The organism is Spirosoma utsteinense, assembly GCF_014282275.1.
Lineage (GTDB): Bacteria > Bacteroidota > Bacteroidia > Cytophagales > Spirosomataceae > Spirosoma > Spirosoma utsteinense.
In genome coordinates, this window is record NZ_VFIA01000131.1 from 1 (window position 1) to 1626 (window position 1626).

At 35.5% G+C, this 1626-nt stretch carries 1 protein-coding gene; it reads left to right on the forward strand.

From position 1 onward, the window contains the following. The first annotated feature begins 456 nt into the window (after positions 1-456). A complete protein-coding gene (locus FH603_RS28040) occupies positions 457-1086 on the forward strand; it encodes a 4'-phosphopantetheinyl transferase family protein (RefSeq protein ID WP_186742658.1) in 630 nt (209 codons plus the stop codon). Positions 1087-1626 lie beyond the last annotated feature (540 nt).

Consider the following 1626-nt stretch of genomic DNA (forward strand, 5'->3'; position numbering starts at 1 on the left):
GATGCAGTTCGGCAGCAACTAAACATCTTTGAGAAAGAGCGAAAATTAGTGCAAGCCTTCTTTCGAAAAAAAGAGATTGGTTTCTTTACAGATTAATTCACGTACCAATAATAAGTACCGATTTGGTTCGAAACTCGTTTCTCGTCGATCGAGGAAGCGTTTGGGAAAAACGGATTTAGTATGACCGCCTACCAGCGAAAAGAGCCATGTGAAGTGGTCGGTTTTTCTAGGCAATCCATACATACAAAGTAAAACATTGTACTATAAATAGGTAATAGTCGTATAATTATTGGTTCTGTTGTATAACCAAGAATATGCGGTAGTGGCTGAACTGTGTTGATGGTAAGTTGTTAGTCAACAGACCAAATATATAAAATATTGTATTCCAATGGGTTAGTGATTGTTATGTACTAGTTAGTTTTCTTTTGATCAGCACAGTTCAGCTATTACCTTACTATGCATTTATACTTTGCTACAATCGACGCTTTAAGTCCGGATACATTCCAAAATCATCTCTTAAAATTACCTGATTTTGAGCGGAGTAAAGTTGCTAAGTACCACCGACCTCAAGATGCATACTTAAGCGTTCTTGGTAAGGCACTGCTGATGAAGGGGTTATCTAATTATGGGTATGATGCGGATTTGAAAGCCAATTATAAGCTAACCGCATTTGGTCGGCCATACCTGCTAAATGGACCTGGCTTTAATATTTCTCATTCCAGTGATGTTGCTGTTTGCGTTATTGCTGAAAATAAGATCGGCGTTGATGTAGAGAAGGTTAGGGATATTGAGCTTGACGGTTTTGCTGATTATTTTTCACCCGCAGAATGGGATTCTATCCAGAGAGCAACTAATCCATTTGTTGAGTTTTACACGCTTTGGTGTAAAAAAGAGGCAGTTATTAAGGCTGATGGTAAAGGGCTAAGCAATTCTCTGGAAAAAGTTGTAACACTTACTGATAAAACCGAACTGAGCGGGAATATATACTATACGCGAATGCATCTTATACATCCTGATTATATAGTAGCAACAGCTTATACTTCCGATCATGAGGTGACAAATAGTGTGAAAATTATTACTATATAATTTCTACTGATAGACTTCAATCTAAATATTAAATTCATATACCTGATCTGGCTGAGTAAACATATTTGTGGGCATTGTATAAATATATCTGTTTGCCAGATAGTTTAAATTTCCCTATCTCTTACCTGTTGAAAACTTCACTGAAATAGTACGTGAGAACGAATAGTTACGATAAAAAAAATTAAATAGTATGAGTACAAGTGCTGGTTTAAAAAACAATCATCATAACAGAAAGCCTAAACAGTACGGCCAACATATGCCAGCGTTGAAGTAATTATACTTATCACTACAGCTACATAAAACCGTGTCTTATAAATTATCCCTATAATAAAAGTGATAACACGTTGATGGTAATACTCTCTGTATATTCTGCGTGATTGCTTAATTAATCATAAAAAATTATTCTATCTAACTTCTTGAACGATATAAATTATACTAAATCAAATTCAATAAGTCGTATCTTTGGTTATGGATTACGCTACTAAAATCAGCCAGACCGTTGACGAACTGCAACAGCTTGAAAAACAGCAGACTAATGTC